17 protein-coding genes and 1 riboswitch are annotated in these 16,696 nt (G+C 47.2%); of the genes, 10 read left to right on the plus strand and 7 right to left on the minus strand.

From position 1 onward, the window contains the following. Position 1 precedes the first annotated feature (1 nt). From queF to NYE54_RS07810, 6 genes are all read right to left on the minus strand, one after another. On the minus strand, positions 2–499 hold the full coding sequence (queF, locus tag NYE54_RS07785) for a preQ(1) synthase (RefSeq protein WP_009591586.1): 498 nt from the start codon (positions 497–499) through the stop codon (positions 2–4). 69 nt (positions 500–568) lie between these two features. Then, positions 569–1,279 carry a 7-carboxy-7-deazaguanine synthase QueE gene (queE, locus tag NYE54_RS07790; protein WP_256720566.1) on the minus strand — a complete coding sequence of 237 codons (711 nt, stop codon included), beginning with the start codon at positions 1,277–1,279 and terminating at the stop codon, positions 569–571. Between the two features lie 73 nt (positions 1,280–1,352). Continuing rightward, on the minus strand, positions 1,353–1,844 hold the full coding sequence (gene queD, locus NYE54_RS07795; protein WP_339271307.1) for a 6-carboxytetrahydropterin synthase QueD: 492 nt from the start codon (positions 1,842–1,844) through the stop codon (positions 1,353–1,355). Next, positions 1,841–2,518 (minus strand): 7-cyano-7-deazaguanine synthase QueC, encoded by a 678-nt coding sequence (gene queC, locus NYE54_RS07800; protein ID WP_339271309.1) that lies wholly within the window; start codon positions 2,516–2,518, stop codon positions 1,841–1,843. The genes queD and queC overlap by 4 nt, the downstream gene beginning before the upstream one ends. Before the next feature lie 134 nt (positions 2,519–2,652). Further along, a riboswitch (PreQ1 riboswitch) is annotated at positions 2,653–2,684 on the minus strand. 111 nt (positions 2,685–2,795) lie between these two features. Beyond that, positions 2,796–3,500: an AIM24 family protein gene (locus NYE54_RS07805; protein WP_339271311.1), complete on the minus strand. Its 705-nt coding sequence runs from the start codon at positions 3,498–3,500 to the stop codon at positions 2,796–2,798. A gap of 55 nt (positions 3,501–3,555) precedes the next feature. Beyond that, on the minus strand, positions 3,556–4,008 hold the full coding sequence (locus NYE54_RS07810) for a hypothetical protein (RefSeq protein WP_339271313.1): 453 nt from the start codon (positions 4,006–4,008) through the stop codon (positions 3,556–3,558). Positions 4,009–4,227: 219 nt separating this feature from the next. On the opposite strand from NYE54_RS07810, the gene NYE54_RS07815 reads away from it, so the two are divergent. From NYE54_RS07815 to NYE54_RS07840, 6 genes are all read left to right on the plus strand, one after another. Further along, entirely contained in the window at positions 4,228–4,386 is a 159-nt protein-coding gene (locus tag NYE54_RS07815; protein ID WP_339271315.1) for a hypothetical protein, read from the plus strand. A gap of 203 nt (positions 4,387–4,589) precedes the next feature. After that, a complete protein-coding gene (locus NYE54_RS07820) occupies positions 4,590–5,324 on the plus strand; it encodes a hypothetical protein (RefSeq protein ID WP_339271317.1) in 735 nt (244 codons plus the stop codon). A gap of 185 nt (positions 5,325–5,509) precedes the next feature. After that, positions 5,510–6,241 (plus strand): hypothetical protein, encoded by a 732-nt coding sequence (locus NYE54_RS07825; RefSeq protein WP_339271319.1) that lies wholly within the window; start codon positions 5,510–5,512, stop codon positions 6,239–6,241. A 114-nt stretch (positions 6,242–6,355) separates the two neighbouring features. Next, positions 6,356–6,754 (plus strand): HTH domain-containing protein, encoded by a 399-nt coding sequence (locus tag NYE54_RS07830; RefSeq protein ID WP_076323038.1) that lies wholly within the window; start codon positions 6,356–6,358, stop codon positions 6,752–6,754. 325 nt (positions 6,755–7,079) lie between these two features. Next, positions 7,080–8,279, plus strand: a complete 1,200-nt coding sequence (locus tag NYE54_RS07835; protein WP_339271322.1) for an S-layer homology domain-containing protein — start codon at positions 7,080–7,082, stop codon at positions 8,277–8,279. A 994-nt stretch (positions 8,280–9,273) separates the two neighbouring features. Beyond that, positions 9,274–11,949, plus strand: a complete 2,676-nt coding sequence (locus NYE54_RS07840; protein ID WP_339271323.1) for a DUF5704 domain-containing protein — start codon at positions 9,274–9,276, stop codon at positions 11,947–11,949. 55 nt (positions 11,950–12,004) lie between these two features. Here the strand turns inward: NYE54_RS07840 and NYE54_RS07845 are convergent, their stop codons facing one another. After that, positions 12,005–13,108 carry a YheC/YheD family protein gene (locus NYE54_RS07845; RefSeq protein WP_339271325.1) on the minus strand — a complete coding sequence of 368 codons (1,104 nt, stop codon included), beginning with the start codon at positions 13,106–13,108 and terminating at the stop codon, positions 12,005–12,007. Between the two features lie 290 nt (positions 13,109–13,398). On the opposite strand from NYE54_RS07845, the gene NYE54_RS07850 reads away from it, so the two are divergent. The 4 genes from NYE54_RS07850 (at position 13,399) to NYE54_RS07865 (ending at position 16,683) form a co-directional block, all read left to right on the plus strand. Then, positions 13,399–14,544, plus strand: a complete 1,146-nt coding sequence (locus NYE54_RS07850; RefSeq protein WP_339271327.1) for a glycosyltransferase family 4 protein — start codon at positions 13,399–13,401, stop codon at positions 14,542–14,544. A gap of 72 nt (positions 14,545–14,616) precedes the next feature. Next, on the plus strand, positions 14,617–15,198 hold the full coding sequence (locus NYE54_RS07855; protein ID WP_339271329.1) for a WIAG-tail domain: 582 nt from the start codon (positions 14,617–14,619) through the stop codon (positions 15,196–15,198). 354 nt (positions 15,199–15,552) lie between these two features. After that, positions 15,553–16,257 carry a glycosyltransferase family A protein gene (locus NYE54_RS07860; protein WP_339271331.1) on the plus strand — a complete coding sequence of 235 codons (705 nt, stop codon included), beginning with the start codon at positions 15,553–15,555 and terminating at the stop codon, positions 16,255–16,257. Between the two features lie 84 nt (positions 16,258–16,341). After that, on the plus strand, positions 16,342–16,683 hold the full coding sequence (locus NYE54_RS07865) for a nucleoside-diphosphate sugar epimerase (protein ID WP_083659676.1): 342 nt from the start codon (positions 16,342–16,344) through the stop codon (positions 16,681–16,683). The last annotated feature ends 13 nt before the right edge of the window (positions 16,684–16,696 follow it).

Genomic DNA, 16,696 nt, shown 5'->3' on the forward strand with positions numbered 1-16,696 from the left:
CCTATCGGTTGTCCACCTTTTCCGGATACAGGTCATGGTTCATCAGACGGTTCGCGGCGATCTCCTCGTATTTGGTTCCAGGACGACCGTAATTGCAGTACGGATCGATGGAAATGCCGCCCCGCGGGGTAAATTTGCCCCATACCTCGATATATCTCGGATCCATCAGTTTGATGAGGTCATTCATGATGATATTGACGCAGTCCTCATGAAAATCCCCATGATTACGGAAGCTGAACAGGTACAGCTTCAAGGATTTGCTCTCCACCATCTTAATATCCGGAATATAGCTGATGTAGATGGTCGCAAAGTCCGGCTGGCCTGTAATCGGACACAAGCTTGTAAATTCGGGACAGTTGAATTTGACGAAGTAATCCCGGTAGGGATGCTTGTTGTCAAAGCTCTCCAGAATGCCGGGATCATATTCAAACGTGTATTTCGTGCCTTGGTTGCCAAGCAGGGTGACGTCTTCCATTTCTTCTTTTTGTCTTCCAGCCATATAGTGTAGCTCCTTTATAAATATATTAATAAATGCTCAATCAGGTGTAGCGTATTTTTAGGACAACCGTCACACTCCGCGTTTATTGCCCCAGACCAGCGTGTGCAATTGCGGCAAGACACGCACATCGTTCAACCGATCGGATCGCATGACGGCATCGACAAGCAACTCGTACCGATCCAGCAAATGGGAGACCAGCGAAGTGGTATCACCCGTACCTACATCGGGATTACCGGTCTGCAAGTAAAACGGCACATTCGGGTATCGTTCATGGACTGTTTCCGCATAGCTCAAGTCCTTATCGTCAAACACGACAACCTTAAGGCTGAAGGATCTGCCGGGTGCCCGAGCGGACAGCCGGGAGACGATATCATCGAGCTTGCCCCAGTCCGTATCCATACCTGAGCTTGGTGGCTTGGGGGAGATGGTGACTTCATCGATATCATTCAGCCAATCCTGCCAGCGTGAACCTTGGGTCTCCACGGCAACGGTAATTCCGTGTCGGTGCAGCTCATCCACCAGCGTGCCGAGCTGGGAGAGAAGAGCGGGATTGCCGCCGGACAGGGTAACATGATCGAAGCGTTCTCCGCCCAGCCGGTACAGTTCTTGCCAAATCTCATCTGCACTCATGCGCGAAATGGTGTCCTTGGCGGACCCGTCCCACGTAAATGCGGAATCGCACCAGGAGCAGCGATAGTCGCAGCCCGCCGTACGAACGAACATCGTCTTGCGGCCAACGACCATGCCTTCACCTTGAACGGTAGGACCAAAAATCTCCATCACGGGAATCGGACGGTCCACCGCGATGACAGGGGAGGAGGCACTTGAATCGTTCTCATGCTTTACATGCACATTATTCATCGATCATCCACTCCCGTCTGACCTCAGCGTAGCTGGTCGGCGTCTCGAACAGGCGAACGAATTCGGTTCGTGTGCCTTGTCGCTCGTGCGACTCTTTGCTGCGGAGGGCTTCCTCCATTTTTTCAAACAGCCAGACCACCATGTTTTCCGCTGTTGTGTTCATTGGCGGCAGGGTCTCGTTTAAGTAACGGTGATCCAGATAAGGTTCGATTTCCGTTTTCCAGCAATCTTTAATGTCGCCAAAATCCACGGTAATGCCGATTTCATTGGGAATACCGCTGATACCAAAGACCACTTTGTACGTGTGGCCGTGGAGGTTCTTGCATTTTCCCTCATAGCAATGCAGATGATGGGCAGCATCAAAGGTAAACTCTTTGGAGACAAGTACCCGTTTCCGGTGGTAACGCAGGCTTCCGGCATCGATGTCTTCGCCAAGCTTCTGCAGTTGCTCTACAATGCGGAAAGCACCGGGCTCGCGGCTCATACCAGGCGCCCCCCTTCGGCTACACGGTTACGTCGCTGCATATAGTTGTCGAGCCCCGCTTTTCTCAGCTTGCATGCAGGACATTCCCCGCAGCCGTCTCCCTTGATGCCGTTGTAGCAGGTTAACGTATGGTCGCGAACGTATTCGAGTGCATTCATCTGGTCGGCGAGCTCCCAGGTTTCCGACTTGTCGAGCCACATGAGCGGTGTGTGAATGACAAACGGGTAATCCATGGCCAGATTCAGCGTAACGTTGAGCGATTTGATGAAGCTGTCCCGGCAATCGGGATAACCGCTGAAATCCGTTTCGCATACGCCCGTGATCAGATGTTTTGCGCCGATGCCCTTGGCCAGTACAGCAGCAAAGCTGAGGAACAGCAGGTTTCGTCCCTCCACAAACGTAGTAGGCAAACCGTCGCCTTCGGCAATTTCGATATCGCTGCGCGTTAACGCATTCGGTGCCAGCTGATTAAGCAGGCTCATATCAAGCACTGTTTGCTTCACGCCTTGTTCCTTGGCGATTTGTGCCGCGCATTCTATTTCAAGCTTATGGCGTTGGCCATAATCGAAGGTGACGGTTTCGACTTCGGCGAAGCGTTCCTTCGCCCAGAACAGGCAGGTGGTACTGTCTTGACCACCGCTGAAAACAACGACCGCTTTTTCATTTTTAAGCATAAAAAAACCTCTCATCCTTCATAATTTAAGAACAGCCGGAAGGGCTGAACCTCTAGAAGAAAGAGAAGTTCATTGAACTGAATCCGTAAAAAAACAAGCCTTATTCTTAGGGTGTAACACCGAATAAGACACGATAGTTTTTTATAGAGGGAGTTCACGAACCTCTCCCACACACCGCGACAGGCGTATGGATTGTCTTCTGTTTGTCCTTGTGACCGCAGTGGGTGTTATATCCAGCATACAGTCTGATTACGCCCTCCATTATAACACGGCCCGATTATTTGATAAACACTCCGCCAAAGGGAATTGCTTCCCGCAGAAAACGCTTGATGATGCCCTCGTCATTTAATTCGTCCACGAGCCGCTGATTCTGGCGTCCTGCTTGAAACAACACATAACCGTCACCGGTCAGCTTCCAGTGATAGTTCATATGCTGGCTGGCGAGATGATTGCCATATACGGTCAGGTCCAGCTTGGCCGCTTCGGGATAGGCGATGATGCTCCCGGCGTCCACATACAATGGCTCGGTAGGATGCAGCTTGACTTTGCATACCGGACCCTGGGTCAAAATGCCGATACTGCCGTTTCCCGAAAACTTCATCTTAATGGCGTCTCGCGTGACCAGCATGTTTTTGATCTTAAGGATTCGTGTCTGCATCGTAACATGTTTAGTATAAAAGAAAACATGCCGAAAATCATAGAGCATGTCCTGTTCGCCTTCCAACTGAATTTCATGCATATTGAAGCCTGGGGGGAGCGCAGCCGTAAATTGACTAGGCCCTGTAATATCGGCACGAATCAGTTTTTTCTTGCGGTATATGCCTTTTACGTTCATGAGACGGTCGCTGCGTCCGGAGGAGGGACCCCGATAGGCAACGATTTGCTCAGGATGAAGGACGTGGGCTGTGTCGTCCTCAGTCAGGGAGAACGTGACCGCTTGTCCTGCTCCGCTGCCGGCTGCATCTTCCATTCGAATAATCATGGCCGCGCCTCCTTTTGCCTGGGTTGAATGGTGGGGATTTGGATCAGAGCTTGTCCTATTTAGATCGGTTCGTTCGGCGCATGCCGAATCGCAGGAAGCGAATGATCACAAAATAACCGGCAGCCAATGCCACGGCGGTGATCGCCACGGTCTTTAAACGTTCCGCCCCGCGATTTCGTGCGGCTTCAGCCTCCTGAAGCTGGCTTACCATTTGGGTTAATTGCTGGTTCTGCTCCGCAAGATTGGAGTTCTGTTCCGCCAGGGTTAGATTTTGCTGCTGCAGCCGTTCGGAAGCGATCATGGCTTTATCAAGTTCCTGTAGGGCTTGGTTATAGTTGTTCTTGAGCTGGTTTATTTCATCGGGCAGTCCGGAGAACTGCTGGATATCATCATACATATTGTTAAAGTAATTGGCGTTGGCGGTCCGTCCACCGGCCGGCAGCGCCATCCCCGCCACCAGCAAGATGAGAGAAAGTTGAATTAGCTTGGATTTTGTCGGCTTATGCAAGAGGATCACCACCATTCGATTATTTATAGTAAATACGAATTAGATTCCGACAGGTTTCTATTAATATATATTACCCACATTTGCGGTGGAAGTGAATCTATTAGCAGGCCAAGTTGTTTAACTTGCTCATGTAAAGGGTAATGTATGTAAGTAAGCGCCTATCAAGCCATCCCCTACGAATTATCATAAATGAACAGTAGATAAAAGGAGATTTTGATCATGATGAAAGATAACAACGTGAAGAAAATTATGATTACAGTGAATGGAAAACCCGTGGGCAACGGATTATTAATTGATAAAGTAACGTACGCTCCCATTCAAGGCATACCAAGACATATGGGGAATACTAAGCCCGTTTCGGCAGCAGAAATAGGTTAATAGACTTTTATATGAAAACACAGCCACTAAAATCCGGAGAACGCCTCCGGTTTTTTTTGTGTTAAAAAACAGAGAATTCGTCTGAATAAATATGACGATTCATGGAAGATTTCATTACAAATTCATACAATTTTCCTTTATACTAGGTTGTAACATGAACCAATATACATAAACCATAATATGTGAGAAGGGGTTTTGAAGAAATGGCATTTTGTACACATTGCGGCAAGAAATTAACGGAAAACGTCGCACATCAATGCGTTGACGACATCGCAGCGAATTCTATGAAATACACGGCGTCAGCGGCAGAGCCGGGACCAGAGCGTACAGCGTCCTCATCATTTGGAGCTTTAGATGCCAAGACTGCCTCAACCATTCAAGTCGATGGGCAGGTCCTGAAGAACTTATTGAAAAATCCGATGAGTGCTTTGAACATGCGGGGAGATCAGACTGGTTTAATCTACGGTCTCATCGGGATGGCTTCCAGTATCATCGGCTTTTGGTTGTTCGGCCTTGGCTTTAAGCAGCTTATCTATTCCGGCTTGGGCATGATGTCGGCCGTGTTAAGTAATTTCGGCATGGGGAGCAGGGCGCTTTTAATGGGGTTGTTCTCAACCGTTATTTTATTGGGTTCCTTCTGGTTTACGGGCAATATGGTTACGAAGCAGAAGCTTGACATAAAGGAATTCATTGCGAAGATCGGCTCTTTTCAGCTGCCATTCGGAGCGGCGCTTATCGTAAGTGGATTGATCAGTTTCATGTCGTTAAAGCTGGCATCCCTCATCCTTGTATTTGCTTTAATGACGGGATTGGCAGCGAACTGCGCAGCTGTTATCGAATTGTACCGCATTGGATCAAGCCAATGGATTAAATTTATAGGGATTGCTTTAGGCATTTATGTTTTAATCCTTGCGATTGTACAGACCGTTTTATTGTAGGAATAAGTCAATTTCAAGGTAGTAAAAGGCTTCCTTAGCCGACATCTGACAAAAATCTGCATATCTAAAAGACCGCAGCTGCTAGGGCTGTGGTCTTTTTTTGTCGAATTCATAATAGGAACATACGTTCCATGACAGTAAGATGTCCATCTGTATTGGTACATTAATAGAAGAAGAGGAAAGAGGTGGATGTATTGCAGTCTGGCTTGTTTTCGGATTTTACATGGAGCCACAGCCATGTATTCGCTGGGGGCACTAGTCAGGTCTTTCTGCTGATCGAGTGGAGGGCTGGTGTGTTAAAGCAAAAAACGCAGTTCCATGGCTTTAATCAGTGCATGGCTGAAGATGTCCAGCTACACCTACAATTAGGGGAACGCGTTCAAGTGGAGCGTATGTATGGATGCCAAGGTGAGATATTGAATGATCGTAACATTTCGTTGTCTTTAGGCTCTTTGTCGGAAGGGAGATCCAAACAGTTGGTTCTTGAGCTAAGTGTCGGAGCTAGGCAATCGGGGGTGTATCCCATTATTACCGCTCTATGGACATATATGGATGTACAGAAGCGGAAGGTGGTTTTGCAGCCGTCCCGAACGATTCCACTTCAATTCAGCAACCATACGGCATTGAAATACCGAAGGGCAGATTATCGTGTGGAGAAGGTGCTCAAATTATACCAGAATGCTTCCATTCTGGAGCAGGCTATAGGAAAGCTGGAACGGGGAAAGCTGGCTCAAGGGGAAGAAATGATTCGTAGACAGGCAGATGAGATGCTTTTATACGCAATTCGATTTCGAGACGCGGATTATTTGAAGGAGGCAGAGACCCTTTATCAACTAATTGGTTTGTATCTGGATACATATCGGCAATTATCTTCTGAAAATGCGAATAGGAAGAGGGACTTTAGACTTAAAAATTAACTAGGAATGAAGAATCTGTATATAAAAAAGGAAAAATGATTTCAGGGTCGAATGTACTATTTAGCAGTCAAACAAAATATGTCTAATTTACTAGAAAGATAGGGAGAATGCCATATGACAGACCGACTGATCCGACTAATGAGAATCATTACCCTTGTACAAGCAAGACCAGGTATACTGGCTCGCGAGCTTGCCGAACGTTGTGGAACCAGCGAAAGAACCATTTATCGGGATATGGATGCCCTCAGCGCCATGCATATTCCCATCACACACCAAGGCCGAGGCCGAGGCTACACATTTATCGGGCATTTTGCAATGTACCCGCTTGGTTTAACGGAAGAGGAGGTACAGGCGCTATTTAAACTGTTGACCATATTGGAACAAATCAAGCCGATGCTGCCCGATGAATTTGAAAGCGCTTATGAGAAGGTATTGGCTGCTGTATATAAGCAAAGCGCGGAAAAAGCTGAAATTCAGGCCGGGGACCGGGATGAATCCTCCACCGGTTTATAACGGTTCCACTACATGTAACAATTAAACCTCGAACGAAAGGACACATGTTCATGTGACTATCGTCGAGGTTTTTATCAGTTTATGAGGAATTAACCACGGTCATGTGGAGATGCGAATGTAGTAGTGAATTAGAATCAGGATAGGAATATTATACCAAAATAGATGATTATATGATAATATAACTATAATTTCTCTCATCCATCCAAAAATGTAATTGATGTGTAATTATGAGAGACGGCGGTAGATGTCCCTAAGCAAGGGCGTAGGAAGGAGATATGGAGCAATGGCATAGGTTTTATTCCACAACTTGTATAGGAGGATATTCATGAAGAAGATCTCGATCAGTGTATTTACGGCATTGTCCCTGTTTGTCGGAAGCTTCTATCTGAACACGGTGGAGGCAGCGCAAGAGAGCAACGCAGACAAAATGGCGGAGTCTCGTGAGACGAAGACGAGCCATTTTACGGATATTCAAGGCCACTGGGCCCAGACGGCTATTCAAGATGCAATACAACGAGGTTATGTCGATGGTTATCCGGATAAAAGATTCCTGCCTAACAAACAGGTAACTCGAGCGGAATTTATGAAAATGGCGGTTTCAGCTTTGGATATTGAGGTGGCTTCCTTAAGTTCAGGTTCCTGGTATGCTCCTTACGTGGCTGCCGCAGAATCGGCAGGAATTTATAAGGCCGGCGATTTCGGAAACAGTAACTTGACGGAACGACTGACGCGTGAAGAGATGGCTAAGCTAGCGGTAAAAGCGCTGGGATATAAGAATGTGGAAGACAAGCAGTGGATGTATCTTGCATCCAACGATGGCATCATATCGGGGACCGCGCCTGGCGTAATATCTCCTACGGGCACTACGACAAGGGCTCAAGCCATTGCGGTTATAGAGCGTTTGCTTCAGGTAAAAAGCGGCAAGGAACTCCCCGTTGATAAATATGCGGTAGCTGCGGCTGAAGTGTATTGGCATAAGACAAATATTTTCTCGGTGGCACCAGAGATTTTTAATGGGCCGGATAATCATAATAAAAATTTCGGGATTGATTCATGGAAAATGTCTAAGTTACGATTTGGAGCACAGGATGGGTCCGTTGTAGCGCAAGTAGATGAACTAATAGCTATTGATTGGAACGACCCAAAAGATCCAAATCGTAAACTTCTTCCGAGTAAAGAGAAGCTGGTTTGGAAGTTTGGTTCGAAAGAAAATGTATTCAGCAATGATCTCCAAGCCTATGTTATTGTATTGAAGTCACATTTGCCGGTAAATAAAAAACCTAAGTCCTACCCAATTAATCAATTAAATCTAGCGATCTTGGGATATAACGGTCAACCAACTGGAGAGCTATTGAATATGGCTTCTCTTGTTGAATCCAAAGATCCAAAAAGATATGTTAATGGCCTAGTCATCCCGAAAACTGGATTTAGCACAGATGGAAACATAAGAGTCTTGGTAGAAACAATCTCGGCGGGAGCTCCAATCTATCAGAGTACTCTATCTAAGTCAAAGCTTATTCGATAGGTAATTCAACATGATTAAGAATAACTCTATCAATAAAATAACGGTTTTTTTTCTTTTGTTGTCTATTGTGTCTATCCACATTCCTCCAATTGAATCTGTGGATGCTGCTGAAACTACTCAGAATATCACGTATGATTTTGTAACAAATTCTGACGATTATGAATATAGCGGACTTTTATTTTCATCAAAGAAGGAGTTAGAGACAACAAGAATTAGTGTAAACGCACCTGCAGGAAAAATAATAAAAAAACTAGAGTGGATAAATAAAAGTACAAATAACCCGATCAGATCAGTCAAGGGATTCACAGCTGGTTCTACGACATGGGCTGGGAAGGATTCTCTTAGTGGAACAAGATTAAAGGTTTCATCCTTAGATAATACCAATTATGGTGGCGTATATTACTGGGATAGATGGTCAGTAACAGATGCAGGTCATGATTTTGGTCAGTTATGGAAGGCATCAAGTACCAATGGTACTATCATGGATAATAAAAACTGTAATGGATTTGTAGAAAAAGAAACAATTCAAGGGCATCAACTTCCCAAATACCCTGGCTGTACCGATAATAAATTATCTTTACCTATCAATCGCACCACTGCTTTTTTGATCAGTGAAACCGGGCATACTCTGGAAGGAACGTGGATAAAACATAACGCTATTTCTACAAATGATATCAGTTCCTCAAATACTAAAATTGACAACACATCACGTGTCCCTGACGTTCATGGATCTACCGGGACAACTGATCCAAGCACCTTAGTAGGTCAAATAGCAGATGTTACTTCAATTGATAGTATAAGGATGTATTATACTCAAACCTTTAACAATGACACTTATAATAAATACTGGGCAAATCCGGGAGCTAAGCAAGTATGGTACTTTGCTAAGTTTTGGGTGTCATTTGATTCTTACACTTATATGTACAAAGACAAACTCCTTCGAGCCACCTTTGCAGATGGAACATCAGGCTTAGAAATCACAGGCGCGACGTGCGTGCCACCGTCCGGTACCATTCAGCTCACAGCGAAATTAACGAAGGTAGACGGAAGTACATACAATCTGCAAAGACACGACAAGTTGACCTGGCGGAGCTCGGATAGCAGTGTCATGACTATCAATGCTTCAGGTGTAGTGACAGCCGTAGCAACGACAGGGCAAGCGACGATTACGGCTCATTTTAAGGATACGGCCCAGGCACTGGATGAAACCGACGATACCTCGATTCAGGTTGGGACAGGCTCGTCTTGCGGGAATACCGGTGGAGGAGATCCGGGTGGCTTACCCAATACATGCGGAATCCAAATTGGTGCTGCGAGAAAGGGAACTGTTTCATCACATACGGTTATGGACCCCGTGGCAACGGGCGTAATTAAGGCGGACGATCGAGACTCTGAAAAGTTTGATGTTCTGGACGGGATACCGACTTCGGAATCCCTGTACGTCAATGTGTTTGGACTCAATTATCTGTACAAGAACCAATGGGCGAACATGTTGGGGGACATCACCTACACCGTCCCCGTCAAAAAGACGTACATTCTCACCTGGACGATACCGGGTGAACCAAGCTCGGGTCCGGATGATCCCGGCACGCCAGATGAACCTATGGAAGAAGAGGTTCAGGTAGAAGAACAAGTTACGATAACGAGGCCGTATTCCTACTGGCAAATCGATAACCTGGAGGTTTATAAGTTAGCCAAAACAACCGTTAGCAATTATGCATTACCTGGCGGTTCGGTGAGCCTTACTCCAACCGGTTACACCCCTCCTGTCCTTACATCCGATCATAGCGCGAATGTTGACGATCATGTGGAGCCTGCATCATGCGAAGAAGTGGATTTAGGGACGGAAACCGTTTCAGGCGGTTCGAGCAGGCCAGCAGTACCGACAACGGATTTTACATCCGTAGCGGAGTCGGCTGTAGGTCAAAACCAAGTGAAAAACGATAGAGTCCTGTTTAACGGATCTACCGTAATGAGTGACAGCTGGGCGCAAGGGACGGCACCAACACCAGGGATCATTCCTCCGGCTGCGACGATTCAAAGAGACGTCCTATACGGCAGAAACTATCTCATTAGCAATACGTTATTGAATAAAGCGAATACGACGAGCACAGGAACGATTGAATATGATCTCATACCCGGCAACATTAATGGCGGGTCTAATCAATCATTTCCGGTCAATGCCATTAACACCGTCACCGTCCATACGCCGGTAGTCAATTATTCCTCGGTGACGGATGATCAGGCCCACAACCAGAAGACGACCCCGAACCCAAACCGGTCTGCATTCATCTTGGATCGGCCGTTTACGGTGCGTATTCCTACCTCGGGTCAGCATCGGAATATCCAGGGATACGGAGATCGAGACTATGCGAAATATGTAAGATCGAAGCAGGTCTATTTTCCGTTCGATGTCTACAGCAGCGACAGGAGCACCTTTTATCCCAAAGACACCTGGATCACAATCCCGACGGCTCAGCTGGACACGGAGTTTTTCCTGCCGGTATGGGTGGATGAGGGCGATTATCAGGTATACTTCCGTACGATTGCGGAGAACGCTCCTTCCGACTTTACGACACAGCCCAGCGCGAATCAGGATTTGGCTCACCATGTGGCTACGGATATAGAACCGGTTGAAGTGATCGGGCGCGTATATGATTTCCATATCACGGATATTGCCGATTATAACTGGGAGACGGTCTTCCGCAAACAAAAAGGGAATGCAACACCAAGTGGTGCGTCCTATTGGACAGGACTTCGGGATATTGACGGTGGAGCACGCGGGAACTCGCTTCCGTACACACTTCCCATCGCACCGGGCAAACATCCGGCACAGGGGTATAAGAATGCGGCCGTAAAGACAGGCTACCACTTCAAATTCGATTTAAAGACGAAGGGCAATATGTTTGGTGTACAAGACGGCATTTCAATTACACCGAGTTTTTATTTCGTTAATCCAGACGGCAGCGGACGGCAGCCCGTTGATCTGTATTACCACAGCGGAAACCGGAAGTTCATTCGGATCGGTTCCCCGCAGGACACGGAGAAGCGTTATGTCATTCTGAATGACAGGCTGCGCAATGTTCCGCAAGGCGAGCTGCAGGATACCGCATCGTATTTGTATAAACGCGGCGGAGCCCCGGCGGGAATGTCCGCGGCAGCCTACATGAAGCAGTACTTGGAGAAGATCAGCAAGGGCAAGACCTGGGTAGGGCGGCTCGACTGGATGCTGCTACCATTCGAAATACGCACACTGATCGGCCCGAAGTCAGGATTGCCTGCCTCCGTTGATACGGAGCGGGCCAACGCGGCTGTACAGCGCTGGTATGGTGAATACAGTCTTCCTGCCGATGTGTACGTGGTGAAGAAAGGAACCGACCTGGCCGCTTATGGACGGACGAACCGACTGGACGAGAAATCCCCGATTTTTCTCAAAAAAGGGTATATCGTGGTCAATTTCAACATCGAGACGATCCGAGAGGGCAATACGGCCAAACCCCATCTGCAATACATTCATGCCCCACTCATGAATCAATGGCAGCTTGAAGGGTACAGCCGCACGTATAACGATCCGTATGGTAAGCGGTTTTCTCTGCTGGACGGGGATATCGTATTTTATCATGCTGATAAATCCAGTAAAGGAGATTTTAAATCCCAGGTGCCTCATTAAAATCGTGAAAAACCAGCTTCTCCCTGATCTTTAGGGAGAAGCTGGTTTTTGTCATTCAATAATGAGGCCAGACACCGTTATCATACAGATAACGGGCAAAGGCCATTGGATTGTGGTATGAGCATTTCCATGCATCAGCCATACCAGCCTCCAAAAAACCATAACGTTGATCGCAGCCATTGCATTCAATGAAATAGAGCTTTCCATCCTCTGTAATGCCAATATCCATTCCAAAATCAGCGGCAAACGGAATAAACAAGGACAGCGTCTTGGCGATGTGGAGGGAAAACTCAGCGATTCGTTCTATGGTTGGCCCGACAGCTACACCAGGCATACAGCGGGATAGTATGTCCGGTACCCGATAGGCTGAGCCGCCTTGAGCAATGTTGGAGACAAACGTTCGTGGGGCCGATGTTTTTGCAAACATGCCGGCGACCTCCCAGCGCCCGCTTCCCCCGCGCTGAACGGTAACTCTGATATCAAAGGGGCGGTCATCATATTCGGCAAGCGGAATGCGCTGCTGTACAAGGAATGGAGCTTTCCTGATCCGCTGATAGATCAGGGGATGGAGCTTTCCGGGCGGCAGGGTAACCGTTCTCCACCCCTTGGCCGATGGTAATGAGCGGGAGTAAGTGAATTGACTGCGTAGGGAGTTACCTTTCAATCGCATAATACCAACCCCGATGCTTCCATTGCATGGCTTTAAAACGAGATCCCCGTGCTGACTAAGCATGGAGTGAATCGAGGCGGGGGTAGCTTTAACCGTATGAGGCAGGGATGGTGATATCCCCTGGTCCTGCTCCAACATATGATGTATGACGTTTTTACCGTAGCGTGTACGCCCGTTATAAATAAATATCCCGCGATTGATTAGTTGATCAATCAGCGCCAGCTCCTGTTTTTTATGATAAATAGCTCGCATATGAACAACGCGCGGGAGGGGGATATGCACTCGTGAATATCCAACTGGAGCCGGAATATAACCAGTCACCTTTCCAGTCTCTAGTGAAATATGATGAATGGTAAAAAAACAAGGAATCAACCCGTTCACGGCAGCAGCTTCTTCATAATTGGTTAGTGATTCAGTGCCGGTTTCCCCGCTGGAAATTCTGCGATACGTATTGTTGTTGAGTAGAATGCCGACATATTCCAGATGCATGGTCATCCTCCTTGTTACCACAGATCATGTAGTCTTTGTACCACATCGTATGCATGCAGGAGATTGTCCCGGATGGACGGGTGTCGCCCGTGGTTGGCCTATTCTTTACTGGATAATAGTCACCAATAGACCCTGATCCGGTATATGTTAAGGTATGAGACCATACAAATGACAGGTATGCGTTTATTTTGAATAAGGCAACGAAACGCTACTGGTACAAGGGGATTGATACCTTTGATATATCAGCAGGTGTTTTTCATATAGATATGATGTGAGAAGGATGTGGAGTTATGGGTTTGCGGAAGGTGGCGGTTGTGACGCCGGGATCGTTTGTTATTCCATCGGGGAGGAGCAGCTCCGTCGAGCGGGTAGTCGAGCAGACCATTCCATTGGCACAGGATACCATGGATGTGCGCATATTCGGAGTGCTGGGAAAAGGGCTCCCTTCAAAAGACGCGATTAACGGCGTTCCGTGCTACCGCCTGCCATCTGGTACGAATTATTATCCTTCCTTGCTGCGGAGACTCCAGAAATGGAGACCGGATATTATTGAAGTTCACAATCGGCCGCTGCTGGCCCAGCGCCTCAAAATGCATCTGCCGCATGTGAAAGTCGTACTTAATCTTCATTCCAATACATTTATTATGCCACCATATATGAGCGAGCAGCGCTTTGGGAACATTGCCCGCTGGATGGACGGCATTGTAGTAAACAGCCGTTTTCTGCTGGAGGATATTACTTCAAGACATGCTTGGCTTTTGGAGAAGATCACGATTAATCATCTTGGTGTTAGTCTTGATCATTTTACTCCGGCATTCAGCCCTGCTGCCAAGGCCCTAAAAGAGGCAAAGCTTGCTCAATACGGATGGAGTGGACGTCGTATCATCCTGTTTGCGGGACGGCTTATCCCTGACAAAGGGGTTCACCATCTGATTGACGTAATGCCACATATTATTGACAAGCACCCAGAGGTTTTATTGCTTATTATCGGAAGTGCAGCTTACGGATCCGATCGGGAAACCGCCTATGTCCGGGAACTGAAAAAAGCTGCCGGACCTTATTTGCATTGGGTATACTTTCGACCCTTTGTCCCTTATCCAGCGATTGCAGACTGGTACTCGCTTGCTGATATTGTGGCTGTCCCCTCAGCGCCGAGGGAGGCCTTTGGACTCGTAAATGTTGAAGCAATGGCAGCTGGGGTTCCTGTCATCGCTGCGAACGCAGGCGGTATCCCGGAGATCGTGGAGAACGGTGTGACGGGTTATCTGGTTCAAAGAGATGATTTTCCTGGCGGACTCGCTGAACGGATTAACGGATTGCTTCAAGACGAGAATCTGCGTACACAAATCGGAATGGCCGGTCGTGAAACGGTACGTCAACGTTTCAGGTGGGATCATACAGCAGAACGATGGGCTAACCTGATGCAAACCATCTAACCGGCAGTGGCAGTAGCCCTATCTCTTGAATAGGATGAATGTAACGATTAGAAGCAGAGGAGAGAGCCGACAGTGAACAAAGCCAGAAGGATCACCAGGATAAGAAGGGGAAGGCCCTTTCGGCGGTACGATGGCTATTATAAGAAGATGGCCATCAGAGGAACTTCCGCCAACTGGTCAGATTTAGAGAAGGGTATGATGGATCACGCGTTGACCGATGATGTAATCGGTGCTTCCCATCTGCAGCATCGTAGTGTAAGAAGTGAGGCGATTGAGGATTATGCCATACACAGTATTCATTTGTCATCCGAATCCATCATATCTTCCAAACTAGCACTTGAGTCGGTTCAACCGAGTCATCTTTCATTTAATCCGGTTCATGGGATACCTGACATCCCTTTACTTCAGCAGTTTGGATCCATCCCCTTTACCTTTACTGATGAACATGAAACGATCGAGATTACAGTACCGCTTCAGACCTCTTATCAAGATGAACATTACGTAGTGGTGGCATCGTGCAGTGATCCGGTGTTTCAAGCTGGCATTCGAAAACGGCAGCATGAGGAGGTGGCCATCGGAATTACACGACCAGCAGGTACATTGATCTCAGAAGGCTGGTTGTACTGGATTTCAATAGGCCGGATGGAAACATAAGGGAGTAGAAGGATGGGGGAAGCGAGATTCCACCCATCCTTTTTAGTAAGCAGGAAGGATCAAAATCGTAAACATGCTGAAGATGCCATCCCGGAGATTCAAGTGCCAATCATCCGCGGAAGTGATTTTTAAGGAGTTCCCCGTATTACTCTCAGTATTCGCGTAATGCTGCTCCAATCAAGTTGTATACATAATTACAGATTATGATGTGTCTAGAGGATAGAATGGTCCCTGCGGATGCCGTCACGGAGCGAGAAAGTCAACATACAATAGAAATGAATTGCCAAAAGATTATTCGGTCCTCATGCAGTGATGAGAAACGGGAGGCGGAATTTATATGAAGGACTTTTTACGATGAGGAGACGAGGCGCTCGCTTACGGACATCTTTATCGGCGACTCTTCCCAAAGCTGATCCGGTTGAAGGACGGAAGGATGGATTTATCGTTGGCTATTCTTATGGCGTTCAACACGGACAAAATAACGGAGATTGCTCATTTGACGGCATCAGCATCATTATCCCCATTCATGATTCAAATGAAGATGCCATTGGCAAGATCAGAAGAATCGAAGCCTTAACGCCGCATCCATATGAGCTGCTCATCGCTGATGCCGGATCCTCGGAAGGAACAAGGCAATATGTACGCGGCCGTATCGGAGCGGTACGACACATTGTCGGGAGAAGTGATCAAGGCATAGGGGTTGTTCTTAATAAGGCACTTCGTGCTGCACACGGGAAGAAGTTAGTTATTCTATATGGCTGTACACCTGTTATGGATAACTGGATTGGCGGTCTGACGGATGAGCTGGAACATGCCCCCGCTATCAAAACGGTTTGTGTGAGTTTTGCACAGTCAGGAACCCCCATACTGCCTAGGGATGAAGTGGATACTCATAATCGGTTAAATGCGTGCTGTGCTCTGTTCCGCCCGGAGCTGTTATCGGATGTTGGAGGACTAGATGAAGGGAGTCCATCATTACAGGAAAGCATAAGCGAATGGTTAGGACGTGTTCCACAGCAATATAGAACGATGCTGCAGGCTAAGGATCTATTCACCTGATTCGAAAGACGGCATTATTCATGGCACCAGAAAGCTTGTCGAAGCATATGTTGAAAAATATGATGAGCGAAGGAGAGTTATGTCGTGGAGAAAAAAATTGATGATATGGTCGAACACCTTTCGCACTCCCAGCGGCAGTTAGCGCGCATTCTAGAAGCTCAGCGTCATGCAGCAGTCCGCATGGCTCAAATTATACATTCATTACCCAATCATGAAATCCAAACCTCCGAAGAACCAAATTCACGAGAAGGACCATCGTTAGGGGGACAATTATTAGGAAGCCGATCGTCAGGATCCCAGGTGGAACAAGTCAATAGCAGCATTACTGCTTATTTGAACGCCATGGCCGACCTACAACAAACATCGGCAGACAGTTTGGAAATCGTAATGAAAGAGCTTAAAGCGACCGAGCAAGGTGAAGAATAATGGGATCCGACTT

This window comes from Paenibacillus sp. FSL K6-1330 (genome assembly GCF_037976825.1).
Lineage (GTDB): Bacteria > Bacillota > Bacilli > Paenibacillales > Paenibacillaceae > Paenibacillus_AQ.

Bases quoted from the DNA above. Each gene is read 5' to 3' on its own strand.
- queF (WP_009591586.1), bottom strand. From the start codon at position 499: ATGGCTGGAAGACAAAAAGAAGAAATGGAAGACGTCACCCTGCTTGGC.
- queE (WP_256720566.1), bottom strand. From the start codon at position 1,279: ATGGAGATTTTTGGTCCTACCGTTCAAGGTGAAGGCATGGTCGTTGGC.
- queD (WP_339271307.1), bottom strand. From the start codon at position 1,844: ATGAGCCGCGAGCCCGGTGCTTTCCGCATTGTAGAGCAACTGCAGAAG.
- queC (WP_339271309.1), bottom strand. From the start codon at position 2,518: ATGCTTAAAAATGAAAAAGCGGTCGTTGTTTTCAGCGGTGGTCAAGAC.
- NYE54_RS07805 (WP_339271311.1), bottom strand. From the start codon at position 3,500: ATGATTATTCGAATGGAAGATGCAGCCGGCAGCGGAGCAGGACAAGCG.
- NYE54_RS07815 (WP_339271315.1), top strand. From the start codon at position 4,228: ATGATGAAAGATAACAACGTGAAGAAAATTATGATTACAGTGAATGGA.
- NYE54_RS07820 (WP_339271317.1), top strand. From the start codon at position 4,590: ATGGCATTTTGTACACATTGCGGCAAGAAATTAACGGAAAACGTCGCA.
- NYE54_RS07830 (WP_076323038.1), top strand. From the start codon at position 6,356: ATGACAGACCGACTGATCCGACTAATGAGAATCATTACCCTTGTACAA.
- NYE54_RS07835 (WP_339271322.1), top strand. From the start codon at position 7,080: ATGAAGAAGATCTCGATCAGTGTATTTACGGCATTGTCCCTGTTTGTC.
- NYE54_RS07845 (WP_339271325.1), bottom strand. From the start codon at position 13,108: ATGCATCTGGAATATGTCGGCATTCTACTCAACAACAATACGTATCGC.
- NYE54_RS07850 (WP_339271327.1), top strand. From the start codon at position 13,399: ATGGGTTTGCGGAAGGTGGCGGTTGTGACGCCGGGATCGTTTGTTATT.
- NYE54_RS07860 (WP_339271331.1), top strand. From the start codon at position 15,553: ATGAGGAGACGAGGCGCTCGCTTACGGACATCTTTATCGGCGACTCTT.